This window comes from Polaromonas sp. YR568, from assembly GCF_900116715.1.
Lineage (GTDB): Bacteria > Pseudomonadota > Gammaproteobacteria > Burkholderiales > Burkholderiaceae_C > Polaromonas.
Genome location: NZ_FPBM01000002.1, coordinates 655989 through 677016 on the forward strand (window position 1 = coordinate 655989; position 21028 = coordinate 677016).

20 protein-coding genes and 2 pseudogenes are annotated in these 21028 nt (G+C 64.2%); 9 read left to right on the top strand and 13 right to left on the bottom strand.

Annotated elements, in window-relative coordinates; genetic code table 11:
• Nucleotides 1–9: 9 nt before the first annotated feature.
• From BM408_RS07380 to hpnE, 3 genes are all read left to right on the top strand, one after another.
• Nucleotides 10–756 (top strand): hypothetical protein, encoded by a 747-nt coding sequence (locus BM408_RS07380; protein WP_139237313.1) that lies wholly within the window; start codon nucleotides 10–12, stop codon nucleotides 754–756.
• A 39-nt stretch (nucleotides 757–795) separates the two neighbouring features.
• Complete coding sequence (gene hpnD, locus BM408_RS07385; RefSeq protein ID WP_092128417.1) at nucleotides 796–1638, top strand: presqualene diphosphate synthase HpnD; 843 nt, start codon at nucleotides 796–798, stop codon at nucleotides 1636–1638.
• Nucleotides 1639–1789: 151 nt separating this feature from the next.
• Nucleotides 1790–3070, top strand: a complete 1281-nt coding sequence (gene hpnE / locus BM408_RS07390; RefSeq protein WP_092128419.1) for a hydroxysqualene dehydroxylase HpnE — start codon at nucleotides 1790–1792, stop codon at nucleotides 3068–3070.
• 65 nt (nucleotides 3071–3135) lie between these two features.
• Here hpnE and BM408_RS07395 read toward each other — a convergent pair whose 3' ends face one another.
• Both BM408_RS07395 and BM408_RS07400 read right to left on the bottom strand, forming a co-directional pair.
• On the bottom strand, nucleotides 3136–3768 hold the full coding sequence (locus BM408_RS07395; RefSeq protein WP_092128421.1) for a glutathione S-transferase family protein: 633 nt from the start codon (nucleotides 3766–3768) through the stop codon (nucleotides 3136–3138).
• A gap of 34 nt (nucleotides 3769–3802) precedes the next feature.
• Nucleotides 3803–4498, bottom strand: coding sequence for an HAD family hydrolase (locus tag BM408_RS07400; RefSeq protein WP_092128423.1), 696 nt, complete (start codon nucleotides 4496–4498; stop codon nucleotides 3803–3805).
• A gap of 33 nt (nucleotides 4499–4531) precedes the next feature.
• Here BM408_RS07400 and hemH point away from each other — a divergent pair, with 33 nt between their 5' ends.
• Nucleotides 4532–5662 carry a ferrochelatase gene (gene hemH, locus BM408_RS07405; protein ID WP_092128426.1) on the top strand — a complete coding sequence of 377 codons (1131 nt, stop codon included), beginning with the start codon at nucleotides 4532–4534 and terminating at the stop codon, nucleotides 5660–5662.
• 16 nt (nucleotides 5663–5678) lie between these two features.
• On the opposite strand, the gene BM408_RS07410 is transcribed toward hemH, so the two are convergent.
• The 5 genes from BM408_RS07410 to BM408_RS07430 form a co-directional block, all read right to left on the bottom strand.
• Nucleotides 5679–6668 (bottom strand): Bug family tripartite tricarboxylate transporter substrate binding protein, encoded by a 990-nt coding sequence (locus tag BM408_RS07410; protein ID WP_092128428.1) that lies wholly within the window; start codon nucleotides 6666–6668, stop codon nucleotides 5679–5681.
• A 159-nt stretch (nucleotides 6669–6827) separates the two neighbouring features.
• Nucleotides 6828–7850, bottom strand: a complete 1023-nt coding sequence (locus tag BM408_RS07415) for a Bug family tripartite tricarboxylate transporter substrate binding protein (RefSeq protein WP_092128431.1) — start codon at nucleotides 7848–7850, stop codon at nucleotides 6828–6830.
• Nucleotides 7851–7895: 45 nt separating this feature from the next.
• On the bottom strand, nucleotides 7896–9398 hold the full coding sequence (locus tag BM408_RS07420; RefSeq protein ID WP_092128433.1) for a tripartite tricarboxylate transporter permease: 1503 nt from the start codon (nucleotides 9396–9398) through the stop codon (nucleotides 7896–7898).
• A gap of 1 nt (nucleotide 9399) precedes the next feature.
• Complete coding sequence (locus tag BM408_RS07425) at nucleotides 9400–9918, bottom strand: tripartite tricarboxylate transporter TctB family protein (RefSeq protein WP_092128435.1); 519 nt, start codon at nucleotides 9916–9918, stop codon at nucleotides 9400–9402.
• A gap of 152 nt (nucleotides 9919–10070) precedes the next feature.
• Nucleotides 10071–11030, bottom strand: a complete 960-nt coding sequence (locus BM408_RS07430; protein ID WP_092128437.1) for a Bug family tripartite tricarboxylate transporter substrate binding protein — start codon at nucleotides 11028–11030, stop codon at nucleotides 10071–10073.
• A 180-nt stretch (nucleotides 11031–11210) separates the two neighbouring features.
• On the opposite strand from BM408_RS07430, the gene BM408_RS07435 reads away from it, so the two are divergent.
• The 3 genes from BM408_RS07435 (at nucleotide 11211) to BM408_RS07445 (ending at nucleotide 13800) form a co-directional block, all read left to right on the top strand.
• Nucleotides 11211–11921, top strand: a complete 711-nt coding sequence (locus tag BM408_RS07435) for a response regulator transcription factor (RefSeq protein WP_092128439.1) — start codon at nucleotides 11211–11213, stop codon at nucleotides 11919–11921.
• Nucleotides 11918–13333 (top strand): sensor histidine kinase, encoded by a 1416-nt coding sequence (locus BM408_RS07440; protein WP_092128441.1) that lies wholly within the window; start codon nucleotides 11918–11920, stop codon nucleotides 13331–13333. Before BM408_RS07435 ends, BM408_RS07440 begins: the two co-directional genes overlap by 4 nt.
• Before the next feature lie 65 nt (nucleotides 13334–13398).
• Complete coding sequence (locus BM408_RS07445) at nucleotides 13399–13800, top strand: RNA-binding S4 domain-containing protein (protein WP_092128443.1); 402 nt, start codon at nucleotides 13399–13401, stop codon at nucleotides 13798–13800.
• 46 nt (nucleotides 13801–13846) lie between these two features.
• Here the strand turns inward: BM408_RS07445 and BM408_RS07450 are convergent, their stop codons facing one another.
• Both BM408_RS07450 and BM408_RS07455 read right to left on the bottom strand, forming a co-directional pair.
• Complete coding sequence (locus BM408_RS07450; protein WP_175541714.1) at nucleotides 13847–14611, bottom strand: aspartate/glutamate racemase family protein; 765 nt, start codon at nucleotides 14609–14611, stop codon at nucleotides 13847–13849.
• 163 nt (nucleotides 14612–14774) lie between these two features.
• Nucleotides 14775–15668, bottom strand: a complete 894-nt coding sequence (locus BM408_RS07455) for a transporter substrate-binding domain-containing protein (RefSeq protein WP_092128445.1) — start codon at nucleotides 15666–15668, stop codon at nucleotides 14775–14777.
• 384 nt (nucleotides 15669–16052) lie between these two features.
• On the opposite strand from BM408_RS07455, the gene BM408_RS07460 reads away from it, so the two are divergent.
• Nucleotides 16053–17264 carry a D-amino acid dehydrogenase gene (locus BM408_RS07460; RefSeq protein WP_092128447.1) on the top strand — a complete coding sequence of 404 codons (1212 nt, stop codon included), beginning with the start codon at nucleotides 16053–16055 and terminating at the stop codon, nucleotides 17262–17264.
• Here BM408_RS07460 and BM408_RS07465 read toward each other — a convergent pair whose 3' ends face one another.
• Both BM408_RS07465 and BM408_RS07470 read right to left on the bottom strand, forming a co-directional pair.
• Nucleotides 17265–18164, bottom strand: a complete 900-nt coding sequence (locus BM408_RS07465) for a LysR family transcriptional regulator (RefSeq protein WP_092128449.1) — start codon at nucleotides 18162–18164, stop codon at nucleotides 17265–17267.
• Nucleotides 18165–18230: 66 nt separating this feature from the next.
• On the bottom strand, nucleotides 18231–19106 hold the full coding sequence (locus BM408_RS07470) for a LysR family transcriptional regulator (protein ID WP_092128451.1): 876 nt from the start codon (nucleotides 19104–19106) through the stop codon (nucleotides 18231–18233).
• 125 nt (nucleotides 19107–19231) lie between these two features.
• Between BM408_RS07470 and bla the strand changes: the two genes are divergently transcribed.
• Nucleotides 19232–20119 carry a class A beta-lactamase gene (gene bla / locus BM408_RS07475; protein WP_092128453.1) on the top strand — a complete coding sequence of 296 codons (888 nt, stop codon included), beginning with the start codon at nucleotides 19232–19234 and terminating at the stop codon, nucleotides 20117–20119.
• 464 nt (nucleotides 20120–20583) lie between these two features.
• Here bla and BM408_RS23045 read toward each other — a convergent pair.
• A pseudogene (locus BM408_RS23045) lies at nucleotides 20584–20700 on the bottom strand (ATP-binding protein); the annotation flags it as partial.
• A pseudogene (locus tag BM408_RS07480) lies at nucleotides 20678–20959 on the bottom strand (IS21 family transposase); the annotation flags it as partial. The pseudogenes BM408_RS23045 and BM408_RS07480, both read right to left, overlap by 23 nt.
• Between the last annotated feature and the right edge of the window lie 69 nt (nucleotides 20960–21028).

Sequence of the window (21028 nt, forward strand, 5' to 3'; positions counted from 1 at the left end):
AACAAACGCATGACAACTCCACAGGCACAACGGCCACCTTCGGGCATCTACCGCGCCCTGGTGTGGGGCCTGTTCCTCTTCTGCGTCAGCTTTGCACTGATAGGCGGCGTCATCGCAGAGCACGCCATGACGCTGCTCAACTGCCAGCCCCACGCGGATATCCGGGCCGGCTCCTGCTCTTTTTTGAAGAACGCACTGGCGCTCAGGCTCACGCCCTTTCTGTCTGCAGACACGCCACTCGACTACCCCTTCATGCTGCTGCGCAATTTCTGGGGGCTCATCCTGGTCTGGCTGGCCGCCATCGCCTGGAGCCGCCATGCCTGGCAACACCCCAGTTCGCCCAGCCCGGCCAGCACCGCCCGGCATGCGTCCGTGCCTGCAACCATTTCACTTCAGCAAAGCCTGCACCAGGTCTTGCAAGCCAGCTTCTGGATCCTGCTGATCGGGCTGATCGCGTTTTGCATCGCTTTCGGCACACCCTTCCTGAGCACTTATCTGGCGCGCGAAATACTGCAGATGATTGGATGCAACCCCGGCGCCTTTGACCCGCTGGTGTCGGCCTGCATGGCGAAGCTGGGCTTCTGGACGCCACGGTTGCAGCCCTTCCTGCTGCCCTTCCTGGGCCAGCTGGGCTCGCCGCTCTGGCTCTTCTGGCAGTTTGGCGATGTGCTGGCGTATTGGTCCGCGCTGATCGCCGCCGTGCTGGGCCTGAAGGTCTATGTCGCCCACCGCATCGCCGTCACCAAAGTCGCCTGACGCGCATGCAGGCCTCAACTCCCATGGGACAATTGCCGCATGACGCCTGAGCAGTATGTCCAGCAAAAAGCCGCCGCATCCGGCAGCAGTTTCTATTACGCCTTCCTGTTTTTACCCAAAGAGCGGCGCGCCGCCATCACCGCCTTCTATGCCTTTTGCCGCGAGATCGACGATGTGGTGGACGAGGTCACCGACCCCGGCGTGGCCCGCACCAAGCTGGCCTGGTGGCAAACCGAGGTGCTCAAGTCCTACGCCGGTGAGCCGACCCACCCGGTGATGAAGGCGCTGATGCCGCTGACCGCCACCTACCGCATCGAAGCACGCCACCTGCAAGCCGTCATTGACGGCTGCCAGATGGACCTGGAGCAAAACCGCTACCTCGACTTTCCCGGCCTCAAGCAGTACTGCCACCTGGTGGCCGGCATCGTGGGTGAGGTAGCCGCGCGCATCTTCGGCCAGGCCGACGAAGCCACCACGGCCTACGCCCACAAGCTGGGCCTGGCCTTTCAGCTGACCAACATCATCCGCGACGTGGGCGAAGACGCGATGCGCGGGCGTATCTATTTGCCCGTCAACGAGCTGCAGCAGTTTGACGTGAAGGCGCATGAAATTCTGAAGCGCCAGTACTCCGAGCGCTTCACCGCCCTCATGAAGTTTCAGACCGACCGCGCGCTGGCGCTGTATGACGAAGCGCTGGCCATGCTGCCCGAAACCGACCGCCGCGCGCAAAAACCCGGCCTCATGATGGCCAGCATCTACCGCACCCTGCTTCGCGAAATCGCCGCTGACGGCTACCAGGTGCTGCACCAGCGGGTAAGCCTCACGCCGCTGCGCAAATTCTGGCTGGCGTGGAAGACCCAGGCCTTCGGGCGGATCCAATGAGCCCCCACGCTCCCCACTTCGTGTGGTTCGCTGCACCCCGCGGGGGCGCTGCGCCTGCGGCCTGGCAAAGCCAGTTCCGCGGCCCCGGCTTGCATATAGCTCCTGTGATCGCTCATCGCACCTGTTCTCCGTTGCTGCCAGCGTGCAAGCCATGAGGGTTGCAGTGATTGGCGCCGGCTGGGCCGGCTGCGCCGCCGCCGTCGAGGCCACACGCCTGGGCTACCAGACCACGCTGTTTGAAACCGCCCGCATCCCCGGTGGCCGCGCCCGGCGTGTGGGCGGCACGGTGGCCGGTGAGGCCGTCGCCCTCGACAACGGCCAGCACATCCTGATCGGCGCCTACGCTGAAACGCTGCGCCTGATGAAAGACCTGGGCATTGATCCCGACACCGCGTTGCTGCGCTTGCCGCTGACGCTGCGATTCCCCGACGGCAGCGGGCTGAAGCTGCCCAATTTGCCGGCGCCGCTGGACGCGCTCACCGGCATCATCCTGGCGCAGGGCTGGTCGCTGGCCGACAAGTTTTCGATGCTCAAAACCGCAGTGGGCTGGCAGCTCAAGAAATTCCAGTGCGAGCCCGGCCAGTCGGTGGCGGATTTATGCCGGGGCCTGTCGCCCGGCGCCATGGCTTCGCTGATCGAGCCCCTCTGCGTGTCGGCCCTCAACACGCCGGCTGAACGCGCCAGCGGCCAGGTCTTCCTGCGCGTGATGCACGACTCCCTCTTCTCCGAAAGCGGCGGCTCCAACCTGCTGCTGCCGCGCACCGACCTCAGCGCCCTGCTGCCCGATGCGGCCCTGGCCTGGCTGAGCGCGCAAGGCGGCACAGCGCGTCTGGGTGCGCGCGTGCAGTCGATCGCGCCGGTCGGCTCCAGCTGGGTGGTAACCACCGACGTCAGCGCCGCGTTTGACTGCGTGGTGCTGGCCTGCCCGCCGAATGAGGCGGCCCGGCTGATCGAAGGCAGCGGCGTCGCGGCTGAAGACTGGCTCGCCCAGGCCGGCGGCCTGCAGCACGAAGCCTTGACGACCGTCTATGCCTGGGCGCCCGAAGCGCGGCTTGAGCAGCCCATGCTTGCGCTGCCCGCCGAGCCCAATGAGCCGGCCCAGTTTGTATTTGACCGCGGCCAGCTTGGCGGCCCGGCCGGCCTGCTGGCTTTTGTGATCAGCGCCAGCACCGGCGACAGCGCCGCGCTGACCACGCAAGTGCTCGCACAGGCAAAAGCGCAGCTGTGGCATTTGGGCATGGGCCCGCTGGAGGCGGTACAGACCATCGTGGAAAAGCGCGCCACCTTTGCCTGCACGCCCGGCTTGCAGCGCCCCGGTGCCGATGTGGCGCACGGCCTTTGGGCCTGTGGCGATTACATCGAGGGGCCCTACCCCGCCACGCTGGAAGGCGCTGTGCGTTCAGGGCTGGAAGCGGCCCGGCGCCTGCACTGAGCTGCTCCAGGCAAAAACGCCCCGATATTAAATCGATAGCAGCTCACGCTATCTCTATGCGGGTTTCAGGCGCTTTTCGCCAGCAAGCGCACGGTGCGATAAGCCGGGCGCGAGAGGCAGCGCTTGAGCCACTCGTCCACCCGAGGGCATTGCGCCATCAGGCTGGCGGCGCCCTGCACCCAGGCCAGGACTGAAGCCACGCAGATATCGGCTGCGGTGAAGCGCTCACCAGCCAGATACGGGCGGTCCTGCAGATGCTGGTCCAGCACACGCAGCGGTATCAAGAGGTGCCGCTCGGCATCATCGGCCAGCTGGGGTTTGCGCCTGTCCGCCGGCATCATGATGCGGTGCATCAAAAACGCCAGCGCGTCTTTCTCGCATTCGGTCACCACCCAGAAGCTCCAGCGCAGGATCTCGGCCTGCTCCGCATGATCTTGCGCGGCCAGCAAAGGCGCGCCGGGTGTCTTGAAGCGTTCGGCCAGGTAGAGCACACAAGCCATGGACTCCCAGACTAGCACGCCGTCGTCGTCCACCACCGGAATGCGGCCATTCGGGTTGATGGCCAGGAACTCGGGCGTGCGCGTGGCGCCGCCGGCATAGGGTAGCGGAATGTGTTCGTGGGCCAGGCCCATTTCGTGAACCAGCCAGAGCGGGCGTGCCGCGCGAGAGGCTGCTGTGCCGTAGATCTTGACTGTCATAAAAGCCCCTTAGAACCTGAACAGCCCGGCGGTTTCAACGCGGGAACAAATCACACAGCTCCGTCAGCGTGGCCACCGTCTCATGCGGCACTGCCGGGTGGGCCCACAGCTGGTCGGATCGGTTCACCCACACCGTCTGCATGCCGCAGTTGAGTGCGCCCAGCACGTCGAGCGTGGCGTCGTCGCCCACATGCAGCACCTCGGTGGGCTGCACTTCAACCGCACCTGCGGCCGCATGAAAGATGCGCGGATCGGGCTTGCCCACGCCGAACTGCTGGGCGCTGATGTTGGCCTTGAAGTAGCCGTCGATGCCGATGCGCTTGATATCGGCATTGCCGTTGGACACGGCTACCAGGGGGTAGCGGTCCGACAAAAACTCCAGCGCCAGCACGGCGTCCTCAAACAGCGTGACCTTGTTGCGCGCCTCGAAAAAAACATCAAAGGCCTTCTCGGCCAGCAAGGGGTCTTCGCGCGAGCGGTACAGCGCCAGCCGTATCGCCTCCCGGCGTATGGCGCTCAGGTTGTATTTGAGTTCGGGGCGCGAGCGGGTCACATGCTCGCGGATTTCATGCCGCGCCGCGGGGTTTGAAAACAGGGCCGCCGTCATGGGCGCATGCCGGCTGAGCCAGTCATCCAGTGCTTTTTCGGCCCTTTCAATGGCGGGCCAGATCGGCCACAAGGTGTCATCGAGGTCGAGCGAGATGGCTTTGATGAGGGTCAGGTCGAGCATATGAAAGAACGAAGGGATAGGCGAGAATAACCCATGTTTTTTCGCGCCCGCTTCTCCCCTGAACCCCCCTTCACCCATGGCGCGCCGCCGGCCGGCTCCTCCGCCTCCTCTACCACTACCGTCCTGCTGTGCAACCTGGGCACACCGGACGAGCCCACGGCCCCGGCGCTGCGCCGCTACCTCGCCGAATTTTTAAGCGACCCGCGTGTGGTCGAGATCCCCAAGCCGCTGTGGTGGCTGATCCTGCACGGCATCATCCTGCGCGTGCGGCCCAAAAAGTCTGCCGCCAAGTACGCCAGCATCTGGATGAAAGAAGGCTCGCCGCTGCGCGTCTGGACAGAGAAGCAGGCCACCATGCTGCGCGGCTACCTGGCGGTGCGCGGCCAGCCCGTTGATGTGCGCTACGCCATGCGCTACGGCAACCCTTCCATCGCCTCGCAGCTGGACCGCCTCAAGGCAGACGGCGTGACGCGGGTGCTGATCCTGCCGGCCTATCCGCAATACAGCGGTACCACCACCGCCAGCGTGTTTGATGCGGTCTATGCCTGGGCCGCGCACATACGCCGCATCCCCGAGTTCCGCTTCGTCAACCATTACCACGACCACGCCGGCTACATCGCCGCCCTGGCCGCGCGCGTGCGCGAGCACTGGCGCACGCAGGGCCGGGCTGAGCAGTTGGTCATGAGTTTTCACGGTGTGCCCGAGCGCACGCTGAAGCTGGGCGACCCCTACCACTGCGAATGCCACAAGACGGCCCGCCTGCTGGCGCACCAGCTGGGCCTGGAGCCCACGCAATACAAGGTGACCTTCCAGTCACGCTTTGGCAAGGCCAAGTGGCTGGAGCCCTATACCGAGCCCACGCTGGTAGCGATGGCGCAGGCCGGTGTAAAGCGTGTCGATGTGATCTGCCCAGGCTTTACCGGCGACTGCCTGGAAACGCTGGAAGAAATCAACATGGAAGCGCGTGAAGCCTTCCTGCACGCGGGCGGTACAGATTTTCACTACATCCCCTGCCTGAACGACAGCCATGAATGGATCGCCGGGCTGGCCGAGGTGGCGCAGCAACATCTGGCGGGCTGGCCTGTGCAGGCCGATGCGGCGGAAACCGCCAAGGCGCAGGCGGCATCGCGCGAGCGGGCCCTGGCCCTGGGCGCAACCCGATAAAAAAAAGAGCCCCGGTTCAGGCTTTGAGCTTGAGCAACTGCACCACCAGTTGCGTGGTCTTGTTGTCGAAGTCGATGAAATTGGAAAGATCCGGCCCCGACAGCCAGGACTGCTCCCAATAGGCCTGCTTGAGCGTTTTTTTCCACAGCTCATAAGCCAGCGAGGCCTTCACCGCCTCCACCATCTCGGCCTGCCGTGCGGCCGGCACGCCCTGGCCGGTAAACGCGGCGCGCCAGTTGGTGATGTCCACGTCCAGGCCCTGCTCGCGCACAGAGCGCACACCGTAAGTGGCTTTTTTGGATGACACGCCAATGGCGCGCAGCTTGCCGCTGGCGAGTTCCGCGCTGAAGGTGCCGTAGCCGGAAACCCCCGCCACAGCCTTGCCGCCCATCACCGCATCCACCAGCTCGAAGTTGCGGGCAAACGGCAGGTAGACCACGTCTTCGGGCCGGCTGCCGGCCGCCTTGCCCAGCAGGCCGGCAAACACATGGTCCGCACCGCCGGCGGCGCCTATGGCCATAGGCGTTTGTTTGGCGTTGGCACGCAGGCGCTCCACCAGCTCGTTGATTGTCTTGATGGGCGATGCGGCCGCAACCACCACCACCGGGTAATCGGTGATCAGCCGCGCCACGGGTTTGACCTTGGTCAGGTCAACGGCGGGCTTTTGCAGCGCCAGCGAACCGAGCAGGTTGCTGTCGCCCATGAAGAAAGCATTGGGGTCGGCGTTGTACTTCTGCACATACCAGGCCAGGCCGGCGGTGCCGCCCCCACCCTCTTTGTTTTCGTACTCGATCTCGTCGGTGAGGCCCTGGCCGACCAGGGCGTCGCCCAGGGCGCGGCCCGCCTCATCGAGTGCGGTGCGTGACATGGCGGGAATGACAATGCGCAGCTTGGGGGCGAGCTTTTTGGGTGCGGGCTGGGCCCAGGCCGGTGCAGAGATGGCGCCGAATGTGGCAGCCCCAAAGCCGGCGAAACCGCCGAGAACGGTGCGTCGTTGGATCGTCATGTTTTCCCTCCAAACCCATGGTAGTGGTACTTTGCGGGCCCCGGATAGGTGTTTTATCCAGTACCTGCCTCGTCCAACACAGCGCAGCATTTTCCATGCCACGGGGCGAGCGCGGGCCTCAATTCGGCCGCGCTCGAGAGGGAATGCGCAGACAGGCTCTTAAGCCTTGAGCTTGAGCAAATGCACCATGACCCGCGAGGTGGTCAGGTCAAAGTCGATAAAGCTCGCCAGACTCGGGCCTGAGAGCAGCGAAGACTCCCAGTGGTTTTGCTTCAGGGTTTTTTGCCATGACTCGTGGCCTGCCGCGGCCTTCACCGCTTCCAGCATTTCAGCCTGGCGTGCGTCGCTCACGTTCTGGCCGGTAAACACACCGCGCCAGTTGGCCATATCCACATCCACCCCTTGCTCGCGGATGGAAGGGATGCCGAACACCGCGCGCTTGGACGACACGCCGATGGCGCGCAGCTTGCCGCTGGCCAGTTCATCAGCAAACTCGCTGTAGCCCGAGATGCCGGCTGCAGCCTTGCCGGTCAGCACGGCCTGCACCACTTCGGCGCCGCCGGCAAAGGGCTGGTACACCAGCTCTTCCGGCTTGCTGCCGGCCGCCCGGGTAAACACACCGGCAAACACGTGGTCCACACCGCCGGCCGAGCCGCCCGCAATCGGCACATCCTTGGGGTTGGCGCGCATGCGCCCTGCCAGGTCGGCAATGGTGCGCACCGGCGAGCTGGCGGCCACCACGACCACCAGGTAGTCGCTGGTCAGGCGCGCAATCGGGCGGATGCGGCTCATGTCGACGGCGGGCTTTTGCAGCGCCACCGCGCCCACCATCACCATGCCGCCCATCAGCAGCGTGTTGGGGTCGGCGCTGTATTTTTCAGCGTAATAAGACAGGCCTATGGTGCCGCCTTTGCCGCCCTTGTTTTCATATTCAATCTCGTCCGCCGCACCGGCGCCCACCAGCGCCGCGCCCAGGGCGCGGCCGGTCTGGTCCCAACCGCCGCCGGCATTGGCCGGAATCACGATGCGAAGCTTGGGCGCCAGTTTGGCGGCCTTGCCCTTGGGCTGCGCTGCCGCTACCGGCGCCTTGGCCGTTTGCGCCCACGCGGGTGCAGCACCCAGCGTGGCCAGCCCCAGCCCTGCAATGCCCCCCAAAGCCGTGCGTCGTTTGATATTCAGCATGTTGTCTCCTCGATTGTTGGAACTAATGGACCGCTCAGGGAATGCTCAGCTGGCGGATTTTCTGGCCGTCCAGTACTTGGCCAGGCGCGGCAACACCAGCACAGCCACCACAATCACAACCAGCGTGATCGACATCGGACGCTGGAAAAACACCATCGCACTGCCCTCGCCTATGGACACCGCATTACGCAGCTGCGCTTCGGCCAATGGGCCCAGGATCATGCCGACCACCACAGGGGCGGTCGGGAAATCAAAGCGGCGCATCAGCACCCCCAGCAATCCAATAGCGTACAAAAGAAATAAGTCAAACGCACTTTGGCGCATGCCATAGGCGCCCACTGTCGCAAAAATGAGAATGCCCGCGTACAGCTGCGGCTTGGGGATCTTCAGCAGCTTGACCCACAGGCCCACCATAGGCAGGTTGAGCACCAGCAGCATGACGTTGCCGATATAGAGGGAGGCAATCAGCGCCCATACCAGCGCGGCCGAGGTGGTGAAAAGCTGCGGCCCGGGCTGGATGCCGTAGTTCTGGAACGCGCCCAGCAAAATCGCCGTGGTGTTGGAGGTCGGGATGCCCAGCGTGAGCAGCGGAATCAGCGCCGCCGTCACCGTGGCATTGTTGGCTGCCTCGGGGCCGGCCACGCCTTCAATGGCGCCCTTGGTGCCGAACTCGGACTTGACCTCAGGACTTGCCAGCTTCTTTTCAGTCGCGTAGCTCAAGAAGGTCGGAATCTCGGTGCCGCCGGCCGGAATGCAGCCAAAGGGCGTGCCGATGGCGGTGCCGCGCAGCCAGGCCGGAATTGAGCGCTTCCAGTCGGCCTTGGTCATGTGCACGCGGCTGAGCTTGTTCTGGTCTTCCACCACCTTACCCTCATAGAGCACGGCGTAGAGCACCTCAGCCACCGCAAAGAGGCCAACGGCCACCAGCACGATTTCAATGCCGTCCAGCAGCTCCGGAACGCCGCCGGTGTAGCGGCCCTGGCCGGAGATCTGGTCCAGGCCCACGCAGCCGGCGGCCAGGCCGACCAGCAGCGCCGTCATGCCGCGCAGCGTGCTTTTGCCCAGCACAGCGCTCACCGTGGTGAAGGCCAGCAGCATCAGCAGGAAATACTCAGGCGGGCCCAGCTTGACCGCGAACTCGGCCACAAAAGGCGCGAACAGCGTGACGATGACGGTGGCGATCGTGCCCGCCACAAACGAGCCGATGGCGGCTGTCGCAAGCGCCGCACCCGCGCGCCCGCTCTTGGCCATCTTGTTGCCCTCCATCGCCGTGACCATGCTGGCCGTCTCGCCCGGCGTGTTCAGCAGGATGGAAGTCGTCGAGCCGCCGTACATGGCGCCGTAGTAAATACCCGAGAAAAAAATCATCGAGGCAGTGATGTCGACCTTGGCGGTAATAGGCAGCAGCATGGCCACCGCGACCGCCGGGCCTATGCCGGGCAGCACACCCACGGCCGTGCCCAGGGCACAGCCCACCAGGCACCAGAGCAGATTCACCGGCGTGATCGCCGTGGCGAAACCCGCCATCAGGGCATTAAAGATTTCCATATCAGATCCACCCCGTGCTGGTCAGGCCTGGCAGGTTGATCGCCAGGAATTTCGTGAACATCCAGAACACCGGCGCGGAAATCGCCAGGCCCACCAGAAAGTCGGTCACCCAGGTGCGAGGCGCATTGACGGCCGTCTGGCCGCCCGCGCGGCGCAGGCCTTGCACCGCCAGCAGGTAGCACAGCGTGCAGCTCAAAATAAAGCCGATGGCGGTGATCAGCGCCGCATTGAGCAGCAGCCCCGCCGACACCCACACAAAACCCGGCCAGTAGGCCTGGGTTGCGCCCGAAGGCGGGTCCAGCTCGCGAAAACCGCCGCTACGCGCTTCCCAGATGATGAGGAGGCCGCAAATCGTGAGCCCGATGGACACCACCCAGGGCAGAAAGTTGGGGCCCACGCCGCCATAACCCGCCTCGGAGGAAATACCGATGGCGCCAAAGGCCAGCGCCAGGCCGGTCAGCAGCACGCCGCCACCGACCAGAGTTTGTGGCCAGACGGCCGAGGGATCTGAAGTTGTCATCGTTGTAGTTCCCGTAAGACGTGAAGCAGACCTGGGGCAGTCTGGCGGCACGCCACCCTTCGTCAAATCCGGGTCAGCAAATTTGCATCAGGGTGGCGTGCCGCGGGTACGCCAAGGCGTAAAAACCTCGAGGTCGTGAAAGACCCGGAAGGTCAGACCATGCCGGACTTGACCATGGTGGCGCGCAGCGAGGCGAAGTCGTCGTCGACGAACTTGGCGAACGCGTCGCCCGACAGAACAGCGGGCGTCCAGTCGTTCTTCTTCACGGCTTCGGCCCAGGTGGGCGACTTGAGCGCGGCCAGCACCATGTCGGTCAGGGCCTTGCGCTGTGCATCGGTGATGCCGGGGGCGCCATACACGCCGCGCCAGTTGCCGATTTCAACGTCAATGCCCTGCTCCTTGAGCGTGGGCACATCCACGCCGGGCAGGCGCTTGCCGGAGGTGACGGCAATGGCCTTCATCTTGCCGGCCTTGATGTATTCGGCGAACTCGCTGTAGCCGCTGCCGCCCACCGTGACGTTGCCGCCCAGGATGGCCGCCGTGGCCTCTCCGCCGCCACGGAAGGCGACGTAGTTGATCTTGGAAGGATCGGCGCCGACCTTTTGCGCAATCATGGCCGCAGCGATGTGCTCGGTGGAGCCGCGCGAGCCGCCGCCCCATTTCACGCTGCCGGGGTCTTTCTTGAGCTGCTCGACCACGTCCTTCATGGACTTGAAGGGCGAGTTGGCGGGCAACACAAACACGTTGTATTCGCTCGAGAGGCGCGCAATCGGCGTGGCCTGCGAGAGGCTGACCGGCGGCTTGCCGGTGATCAGGCCGCCCAGCATCACGGCGCCCATCACCATCAGGGCATTGGGGTCGCCCTTGGAACCGTTGACGAACTGGGCCAGGCCCAGCGCACCGGCGGCGCCGCCCTTGTTGTCGTAGGTCACTGTGTCGGCTGCCTTGGAGTCGGTCAGCGCCTTGCCCAGGGCTCGGCCCGTGGTGTCCCAGCCGCCGCCGGGGTTGGCGGGGATCATCATCTTCACATTGGCGGCGGCAAAAGCCGACAGGGGCAAGGCACCGGTCGCGGCCAGGGCCGCCATGGATTTGAGAAAGGTATCGCGACGCATGAATATGTCTCCTTTGAAATCTTGGGAATCTTGGAATAGGCGCAAAGGCGCGCCCGGGGCTGATAACCTGCCTATCATGCGCCACCTGGCTGTCAAATGGCTGTCCGGCGGGACTGGGGAAAGTGCTAATGTCGAGGGCCTGTTCTGTGTTCTGTTAACACTGTGTTGCAGACCCAACCCATGATGCCCGCCGTGAAACTCCTGCTGATAGAAGACGATGCCTCGATGCAGGCGGCGCTGCAGCGCGCCCTGGGCCGGCGCGGCATGGAAGTTTTTGGCTGCACCGACGGGCGCCAGGCCCTGGCGCAATGGACGGCCGCGCAGCCCGACGTGGTGGTGCTGGACTTGACCCTACCCGGCCTGGACGGCCTGCAGGTGCTGGAGCAGGCCCGCGGCCAGGGGCTGACCACCCCGGTGCTCATCCTCACCGCGCGCGGCACCGTGGGCGACCGCATCGTCGGGCTGAACACCGGCGCCGACGACTACCTGCCCAAACCCTTTGACCTGGACGAACTCGAGGCCAGGCTGCGCGCCCTCAGCCGCCGGCGCCCTTCGGCAGGTACCGGGCCGGGTGTGGGCACGGAATCAGGCTCCAGCCCGCAATTCGTCGGCAACCTGCGTTACGAAAAAGACAGCGGCGCCATCTACCACCGTGACCAGGTGCTTGAACTCACACCGCGCGAACTGGCGCTGCTGCAGTCCCTCATCGCCAAGCCGGGCCACGCGGTGTCGAAAGAACGGCTGTTCGAGCTGGTCTTCCCCGGTGAAACCGATGTGCAGTACGAAGCGGTAGAGGTGGTCGTGTACCGGCTGCGCAAAAAGCTCGCGCATACCGGCGTCACGCTGGTCACCCTGCGCGGCCTGGGTTACCTGCTGAAAGTGGATACGTGACCATCGCGGCCACCGGTACCAGGGCGATCTCGCTGCGGCGCTATCTGCTGACCGGCATCTTGCTGCCGGTCGGCGTGCTGATCATCGTCAACACCGCCAGCCTTTACCGCCAGGCGCTGTCCGCGGTCAACACCGCCTACGACCGCACCCTGCTGGCCTCCGCCAAATCGATTGGCGAGCAACTCGACGTGACCGGCTTTGACGAGCAGTCCGAGTTGCGCGTGACCGTGCCCTATGCCGCGCTGGAAGCCTTTGAAGCCGACAACCAGAGCCGGCTGTTTTACCGGGTGTCCAGCCTTAACGGCGAAATGATCTCGGGCTTTGGGGAACTGCCCTTTTGGCGCGGCACCATTCCCATACGCCCGCCGTATTCGGCGCTGGTGGATTTTTATGACGATGTGTTTCGGGAGCAACCCGTGCGCGTCGCGGTACTGCTGCAACCCGTGGCCAGCGCCACCGGCCGATCCATGGCGGTGGTGCAGGTGGCCGAGACCCTGGAGCTGCGCAAGACGCTGGCGCGCAAGATCCTCTTCGACACGTTATGGCGCCAGGCGATTTTGCTGGCGGTGATTGCTCTGGTGGCGGTGGTGGTGGTGCAGCGCGCCACCCGCCCGGTGCGCCGCCTCAGCGCCGAACTGCAGGGGCGCCATGAAGGCGACCTGACGCCCATCTCCGCGCCCGACGCGCCGCGCGAGCTGCTGCCGCTTATCGAGGCGACCAACCAGGTGATGGGCCGGCTGCAGCACCTGCTGGACAACCAGAAGCGCTTTGTACGCGACGCGGCCCACCAGCTGCGCACGCCGCTGGCCGTGCTCAAGGTGCAGGTGCAGTCCGCCCTGCGCGGCGACATGGAGGCGCGCGACGCCCTGGGCGACATCAACCAGACGGTGGACCGCGCCACCGTGCTGGCCAACCAGATGCTGGCGCTGGCCAAGGTCGAGCAGCTGCGCCAGCAGGCCGACCTGCAGGCGATCGACCTGGCGCAGGTGGTCCGCTCGGTGGCGCTGGACTTGTCGCCGCTGATCGCCGAAAAAGACATCGACTTTGAGATTGAAACCGTGCCCGCCCGCGTGACCTCGCACGAATGGATGCTGGGCGAGCTCACCCGCAACCTGCTACACAACGCCATCAAACACACGCCGGCCGGCGGCAGCCTGGCGGTGCGCATCGTGCGCGACGAGAGTTTTGTCGCCATGACCATCAGCGACAGCGGGCCGGGCATACCGGACGAGCTGGCGGCGCGGCTGTTTCAGCCCTTTTCGGCCGGCAATGTGCGCCATGGCTCGGGCCTGGGGCTGGCGATTTGCCGCGAGATCACCGAAGCCATGCATGGCGGCATCTCGCTGGAAAACCGGGTGGTGCATGGCCGGGTGACCGGGCTGGACGCGACGGTTCGCCTGCCGATCACCTGAAACCGTCCTGGGCTTGCGGCGCCCTCCTACGCACGGCGCCGCGCGCTGGGTCAAAATAGCCGCCAATGGACAAATTGCGAATCGACAAATGGCTGTGGGCCGCCCGCTTTTACAAAACCCGTGCGCTGGCGGTGGAAGAAATCGACAAGGGCCGTGTCAAGGTCAACGGCGTTGAAGCCAAGCCCGCCCGCGAAGTCAAAGCCGGCGACACCGTCGTGCTGCGCCAGGGCCCGGTGCAGCGCACGCTGACGGTACGCGGCATCAGCAACCAGCGCGGCGCCGCGCCCATCGCGCAGCAGCTGTATGAAGAAACCGAAGAAAGCCAGCGCCTGAGGGCCGAAGCCGCCGAGCAGCGCCGGCTGGCGGGCGACCCGGCCGGCAGCCAGGAACACGGCCGTCCCACCAAACGCGACCGCCGCACGCTGGACAAGGCCTGGAACAACCGCTGGAGTGCTTCGGCCGATTGATTTGGTCGGGTGAATCCGTCAATCCGGTTTCGCGGGCTCCTGACGCTCAGGCCGCCGCATAAGCCCGTTGCGCCAGGGTCCGCGCCAGCAGGGCCGCCGGGTCCACCAGGTCCAGCGCATCCATGCCCGGCACCGCGCTGAGGGCCAGTGGAATCTCGGTGCAGCCCAGCACCAGCGTCGAAAGGCCGTGCCGCTCAGCCAGGGCGCGCGCCACACCCGCAAAGCATTCATGCGCCAGGGCCATATTGCCCACCTTGACGCCTTCGTAAATGCCTTGCATCACCCGCTCACGCTCGCCCTCGGTGGGGATATGGCATTGGAGCCCGGCCTGGCGCAGCGCCTGGTCGTAGAGGCCGGCGCGGTAGGTGCCCTCGGTGGCGAGCAGGCCTACCTCGCGCACGCCGCGTGCGGCCAGGGTCTGTGCGACCTCGCGCGCCACATGCAGCACCTCGAGCTGGGGGAAGCGCTCTTGCAGCGCGCCATGCCAGGCATGGGCCGTGTTGCAAGCCACCGCCACCGTAGTCGCGCCCAGCGCCGCCAACTTGCCCATGGCGTGCAGCATCGGGTCCAGCGGCTGGTGGCCGCCCGGGCCGGGTGAACCCAGCGCGGTGCTGCGGTCAGGCACCGGCACCTGGGCCAGCCAGTGCTCGGGAAAGGCTTGGTCGGACACCGGGATGTGCAGCAAGCGCATATGGTCCGCACAGGCCTGGACAAACAGGCGGGCAAAGTCGGCGCCCGCGGCCGGGCCCATGCCGCCCAGGATGCCGACGACGCGGGTTCTGTGCAGGCCCTGCCTTTCAATGCTGCTCATGGCTTGAAACTCCAAAACAAAACTCCGCGCGCACCCATCCACTGGAGCACAAAGCTCCTGGGCTGGGAATATTGGGGGGAAGAAAAGCCGCCGGCCCGGCCGGGCGCGGCAGTGGTGAAAGCAAAGCGGCGGGAAGCGGCGCGCGGCGCCCCCGCCACAGTGCTTACATCGCTGGCTTGTCGCTCAGCGCTTTGATGTTGGCCTTGAGCTCTTCGCTCATGGGCAGGTTCAGGTTCACGCCTTTTGGAGGGATCGGCGAGGTAAACCACTTGGCGTACATCTTGGCGAACTCGCCCGACTTCATCAGGCGGGTGATGGTGCCGTCAACCAGCTTCTTGAACTCGGGGTCGTCCTTGCGCAGCATGCAGGCATAGGGCTCAACTTGCAGGGAGTCGCCCACGACTTCCAGCGATGCCGGGTTCTTGGAGTTGGCCATCAGGCCGAACAGCAGGATGTCGTCCATGGCGAAGGCCACGGCGCGGTCGCTTTCCACCAGCAGCAGCGAGTCGTCATGGTCTTTGCCCAGGATGAGCTGCATGTCGAGTTTCTTGTCGGCGCTGTACTTGCGGATCACCTGGGCATTGGTGGTGCCGGTGGTGCTGGCAACCGTCTTTTTGGCCAGGTCGGCGTAGTTCTTGATGCCGGACGATTTTTTCACCAGCAGACGCGTGCCGGTGTAGAAGTGGTTGATGGCAAACGCCACGTCTTTGCCGCGTGCGGTGTTGTTGGTGGTGGAGCCGCACTCCAGGTCATAGGTGCCGTTGACCAGCAGGGGGATGCGGTTTTGCGAGGTCACGGGCATGTAGGCGACTTCGAGATTCGGCTTTTTCACCTTCTTGCGCACGTCGTCAATGATGGCTTCGGTCAGTTCCGCCGAGAAACCCACCGAGGTCTTGGAGCCGATCAGGTAGCTGAACGGAACCGATGCCTCGCGGTAGGACACGGTGATCTTGTTGGTGTCGGCAACCTTTTTCAGCGTGGGCGTGGTTTGTGCGCCTGCGGTGGTGGCCAGGCCGGCTGTCAGCAGCACGGCGGTCATGAGGGTAGTGAGTTTCATGCTTGTCCTTTCGGGGGCAGGGGTTGGTAGTTCGGGGAAGCTGGCATCGCTAGTGTAGGAAGAGGAGCGCCAGCCGTGTCATTCATTTTCGCGGCAAACCTATGACCAAAACTCATGGTTTACCCAAGCGCCCGCTCTCGGTGGCAGGGTTGTCCCTAGGGGCCTTTGCTGCAAATTTTTTTGCTTTTCTTCGTCCCTTTTTTGCCCCTCTCTGCCCCTCTCTGCCCCTCTCTGCCCCTCCTTTGCCCCTCCTTTGCCGCCCTCTTTGCCGTAAGACACCCGCAAGGGCATAACCATAAGTCATGGCCATGGGCGAATTCAGCATTGTTCAAACCCGCGTGCGCTGCGTAAAGTCGCTCACATCCAAGGAACAAAAGGGTTGTTATGCATGTGTGTGTGCTGGGTGCGGGAATCGTCGGTCTGGCAACTGCCTACAGCCTGCATCGCGCAGGCCATGAGGTCACCGTGGTGGACCGGGCCACGCCCGGCAGCGGCGCCAGCGGCGGCAACGGCGCGCAGCTGAGCTACTCCTACGTCCAGCCGCTGGCCGACCCGGGCATCTGGCGGCAGCTGCCCAAGCTGCTGCTCTCACCCTCTTCACCCCTGAAGCTGCGCCCGCGCCTGGACGTGCACCAGTGGCTGTGGGGCGTGCGCTTTCTGGCGGCGTGCAACAGCAAAACATCGCGCGACACCACGGGCCAGCTGCTGTCGCTGGCGGCGCTGAGCCGGCAGTCTTTCGACGCGATGATGCTCGAAGAAAAACTGGATAACGATTTCTCTGCCACCGGCAAGCTGGTGCTGTATTCCGACGAAGCCGCCTTTGCCGGCGCGCGCCGCCAGATGCTGCTGCAGCGTGAGCTGGGCAGCACGCAGGAGGCTGTTGATGCCGACCGCTGCGTGGAAATCGAGCCCGCGCTGAAAAGCCGCCACGGCCACATCGCCGGCGCGATCTACACCCCAGGCGAATGCGCCGCCGATTGCCAGAAAACCTGCGACGGCCTGATGGAAGTGCTGCGCCGGCGCGGCGTGCGCTTCTTGCTGGGCACGCAGGTAGACCAATTGGTGCTGCGCGGCAAATCCGTCGCCGCGATTGCCACGCCGCAAGGCCACATTGAAGCCGACCGCTTTGTGATGGCGCTGGGCGCCGCATCAGCCCGCATGGCTGGCAGCGTGGGTGTGCACCTGCCGGTCTACCCGCTCAAGGGTTACAGCATCACGGTGGATGTAGCGCCCGAAGCCGACGCAGCACCCAAAGTCAGTGTGACCGACAGCGCACGCAAAGTGGTGTTCGCCCGCATCGGCTCGCGCATGCGGGTGGCCGGCATGGCCGAGCTCTCAGGCTACGACAGCGCGGTTGACCCGGCGCAGATCGCCTCGCTCAAGGCATCGACGCAGGCGGTGTTCCCCGAGTCCAGCGCGTTTGAAAGCCTCAGCCCCTGGGCCGGCATGCGCCCGGCCACGCCCACCGGCCTGCCGGTGATTGGTGTGCATGCAAAGGGGCCGGACAACCTGCTGTTCAACACCGGTCACGGGGCGCTTGGGTTCACGCTGGCGTTTGGTTCGGCCCAGCGCATCAGCCGCATGATTTCACGCTGATCAAGCCCGCTGCGTCAGGGCCTGCTGGAAGCAACGCACAAACGACCTCACCGCCACCGAGCCCGGCTTGCCCGCGGGCAGCAAGGCCTTGATGGGCACGGGGATCAGCGGCTCCAGCTCCAGCACATCAACCCGGTTCGGGTCGGCCGAAGCGGCGGTGCAGGTATCGATCACCGCAACACCGAGGCCGTGGTGCGCCAGCGCCAACGCCGAGTGATAGGTCTGCACGGTGATGTGAAACTCCAGGCCCACGCCGGCTTCACGGCAAGCCTGGTTGAGGCTGCGGCCCACAGGGTCGAGCACATCAAGCCCGACCACAGGCACCTTGGTCAGATCTGCCAGCGCCACATTGCCGCGCTTGACCAGTCGCGCAGGCAGCATGCCCTTGGGCGCGACGCACACCATGCGGCCGTCGGCCAGGTGTTCTTGCGCCAGCGCCGAATGCGCCACCGGGCTGAAGAGAAAGCCGACGTCGGCCTCCTGCAAGGCCAGCGCCGAGACGATTTGCGGTGAATGCAGCGCCTGCAAGCTGATGGCCACGTCGGCATGCTTGACGCGAAACAGCTTGATGGCGTGCGGCAGGATTTCATAGCTCAGCGCCAGCACCGTGAGGATGCGCAGCTCCTTGGCGCTTTCCCCCGTCTTGAGGTTGGCGGCCAGGCGCTGCACTTCGTCGAGCTGGGCAAACAGCCGCTCGATATGCGGGTACAGCGTGAGCGCTTCAGAAGTCGGCGTGAGCCGCCCCTTGGTGCGCTGGAAAAGCGCAAAGCCCAGTTGCAATTCGGCATGTTGCAAGATGCGGCTGACGGCGGGCTGGGTCACGTTGATCAGCCGGGCCGCCCCGCTCACGCTGCCGGTCAGCATGACGGCGTTGAAGACTTCGATGTGGCGCAGGCGCATGGCGGGTTCCGGTGTACGGGGCTGAGGAGGTGGCTGGCAGCAATTATCGTGCGCGGCGCTGATGCATCAGGAAGCCGGCGCGCCGGGCGCCGTTGACGCCAGCATCCAGTCGCGAAACACATTCATCGCCAGGGTTGTGCGTTTTGACTTGAGCCGGGTCAGCCAGTAGCTGCCGTTTTCAATCTCGAGCGCAAAGGGCCTGGCCAGCCGGCCGGCCTGCAATTCGCGCGCAAACAGGTTCACCGGCAGCAGCGCCACGCCCGCGCCCTGCACCGCCGCTTCCGCCATGGTCAGTGAAGAATCGAACACCGCGCCCCTGACGACGGGAGCATCCACACCCGCTGCTGCAAACCAGTTGACCCACTCGTCGGAGCGGTAAGAACGCAGCAGCAGTTCACCGGCCAGGTCCACCGGCTCGCGCAAGCGTGAGGCAATCGCCGGCGCACACACCGGCGACAGCGGCGCGGCAAACAAGGGCTCCGCCTCGGTGCCATGCCAGGCGCCATCGCCAAAGCGGATGGCGTAGTCCAGCCCCTCGCCCGCCAGGTCAACACGGTTGTTGTTGGTGAAGAGGCGGAAATCCACAAAAGGATGCGCCTCCTGAAACTGCGCCAGACGCGGAATCAGCCAGCCCACGGCAAACGTGCCCACCGCGCCCACGGTCAGCACCTCACGAAAGCGGCCGTCGCGGAACTGTTCGAGCAGGCTGCCTATGCGGCCAAAAGACTCCGCCAGGGCCGGCAACAAGGCAAGGCCTTCATCCGTCAAGGCCAGGCCGCGCGGCAGCCGCCGAAAGAGCGGCACGCCCATGCGCTCTTCGAGATTTTTGACATGCTGGCTGATCGCGGTCTGCGTGACATTCAGCTCATCGGCGGCACGCGTGAAGCTCAGGTGCCGTGCGGACACCTCAAAAGCACGCAGGGCATTCAGGGGAAGGTGCATTTTGGATTTAAGGCCAAGATTTACTTATGGGTGGCACCGATTATTGCCGTTTGTAGGCATGACAGGTTTTCCTTATCGTTGCGGCCTTGAATCAGGCAATTTCATCAAACAACCAAGGAGAATCAATGCAAAGAAGGCAATTTACCGGCGCACTCGGGGCCATCGTGGCCGGAACGGGCTTTTCAGCCTATGCCCAGAAATCATTGGGGGTCGACAGTAGCAACGCCGTCAGCGCACGCCTGAAGGCCCTGGAGCGCGAAAGCGGCGGCAGGCTGGGCGTCAGCGTGCTCGACACCGCCAACGGCGCCCGCTGGGGCCACCGCGCCGGCGAACGCTTCCCCATGTGCAGCACCTTCAAGCTGCTGGCCGCCGCCCTGGTGCTGCACCGCGTAGACGCAGGCCAGGAACAGTTGGCCCGCAAAGTCATCGTCAAGGCCAGTGACATCATCACCCACTCGCCCACCACCAAGCAGTACGTCGGCCCACAGGGCATCACCATCGCGCAATTGTGCGAAGCCACCATCACCCTCAGCGACAACGCCGCCGCCAACCTGCTGCTAGCGACCTTCGGCGGCCCCCAAGGCCTCACGGCCTACACCCGCTCGCTAGGCGACACCATGACCCGCCTGGACCGCAATGAGCCCAGTCTCAACGAAGCCACAACCGGCGACAAGCGAGACACCACAACACCCGACGCGATGGTGACCACCATCCAGAAGATAGCTCTGGGCACAGTGCTGTCAGAAGCATCACGCAAACAGATCACGCAATGGCTGCTGGACAACAAGACCGGCGACAACCGCCTGCGCGCCCTGCTGCCGGCCGGATGGCGTGTGGGCGACAAAACAGGCACCGGCGGTCACGGCTCCACCAACGACGTCGGCATCCTCTGGCCGCCTGGGCGTGCGCCGCTTGTAGTGGCGGCTTATCTCACCGGGACCAGCCGGCCGATTGCGCAACGTGAGGCGGTGTTGGCGAAGGTGGGGGAGCTTGCGGCGTCTTTGGTTGCTTGAACCGAAGAGCAGTAATCAGTCGCAGGTAAGTCGTGGCTTCACGGTCACCCAGACGATAAAAGCCGCCCGAAGGCGGCTTTTATACTGGCGGAAACGAGGGCTTTGAACAACGCTTTCAAGACCGGCTCAAGCAGGTTCTTTATACCGAAACACCTAGCAACCTGTTAGCTCTAACAAGGCACAAGCCTGAGATAAGTACGAAGTAATAACGTACACCGTTCCAAGCTAATCAGGAATATTTGGTTCATCTCCGGAAATAGTAGCAGCTGCACGGGTTGCTTTAGCACTGCCTGCCCGGTGAGCAACAGCAAAGGGGGCGCCAAGCACCGCTCTATCTATTGCCCGGTAAACCAACCGATCGCCAACTATCGTGCCTACATAGTGGCCATCTGTTGAATTGCGCTGAAGTCTGACCCGAGTTTTCCATCGAATCTTGACCCACACTCTTTGTGAGCAGAACGTGCTCACGATGTGGATAAGTTCTTGATGTTCTCCTTTTTTGGCTGGGTCTTTGCAGAGCTGTTTTTGAACCGATAGCTGTCGTTTCCGGTCTCGAGGATATGACACCTGTGGGTGAGTTGTGTGGATCTGCCTCAAAGTGCGCCGCTGTTTCCGCGATTTTGTTGCCTCAATTCCCAGCCATGTGGCCAGCTTCTCGGCATAGGGATCGAGCTTGCTTGAGCTGACCCGCCTTGGATACTTGGGCTCGCTCTCTTCTGATCGCAGGTGCTTCTTCACTGTGTTGCGAGCCAGGCCTGTACGCCTTGAGATCTCGCGGATGGACATCTGATCTCGCAATGCCCAACGTCTGATGACATTCAATGTCGCCACGTCTATCACTCCTAATTTCCCTCCGCTTTTAAAACAAGCAGAGTAGTGCCTACGTGGGTCAGATTTGGATGGAAATTA